The following is an 872-nucleotide window of genomic DNA, read 5'->3' as shown; positions in this document are numbered from 1 at the left end:
ATATGATTTATGTAAGAACTCTTTTTGATACTCTTGCATATGCAAAAGTTAATGGAAATTTTGCAGGTGATTGGATTAAAATGGCAGGTGAGGTGTCAAGGATTTGCGCAGACAAATTTAATGCCTATATATATGTCCCGATAGAGAGTCACGTTCCTGTTGTAAATGATGGAGTCCGGAATACGGATCTTGAGTATCGAAGGCGTATTGATGTTGCCATCCATCAGGCACTGAAAGAATACATTCCCTGGTTTGTTGAAGTCAGAGGCAGCTTAGAGGAGCGCGTTCAATCTGCGTTGGATGCAATTGTGGAGCCCTATAATGGGCATGCGAACTCATGAGTTGGCCGTTTGCTCAATTGACTCCAGATTGCTACAATAAATGGAGGGTGGAGTCTGAACTGATAGAAATCGAAAAAGAGAACATCCTGAGACTTCTGATCAATGAGCGGTTTTCTACCGTTCTGGATATTGGGTGCGGTACTGGGGTCTGGTCGAGAATGGTGACCCGGTTCAAGCCCAATGCTTCCGTATTGGGCGTGGATATTTCGCCTTTAATGATTGAAGAGGCTCGGAGCCGCTCCGGCCATAGACATGAATACTTAGTTCATGATTGTAAAAAACCGCTCGACATTGCTCCTTGCGATCTGATCCTATGTGCAATGAGTGCGGACTATATCGGCTTCGGGAATGTCGCTCGTCTCGTATCGCGCGGACTGTCTCGTGAAGGGAAGGCGTTGGTATGGGTGAGGGATCCGGCGAATTATGAAATTGCTTCTGGAAAATATATAAAGAAATGGAATGTTTTTGGAAGGAGAGTGGTTGAGTCGGCCTGTGCGTTTGATAATGCGGGTGCAATAGCGTCGTTTAGGG

Annotated in this window: 2 protein-coding genes; both read left to right on the top strand. The window is 45.5% G+C overall.

Features of this window, described 5'->3' with window-relative positions:
* Positions 1 to 341 (top strand): AAA family ATPase (locus ABTU92_RS30250; protein WP_408095227.1); only part of this gene is annotated, 341 nt, incomplete at its 5' end.
* Positions 342 to 388: 47 nt separating this feature from the next.
* Positions 389 to 872 (top strand): class I SAM-dependent DNA methyltransferase (locus ABTU92_RS30245; protein WP_408095226.1); only part of this gene is annotated, 484 nt, incomplete at its 3' end.

Origin of the sequence: Rhodoplanes sp. SY1 (genome assembly GCF_046000175.1) — a bacterium.
Lineage (GTDB): Bacteria > Pseudomonadota > Alphaproteobacteria > Rhizobiales > Xanthobacteraceae > Rhodoplanes.
This window is presented reverse-complemented; position numbering and strand designations above follow the sequence as displayed.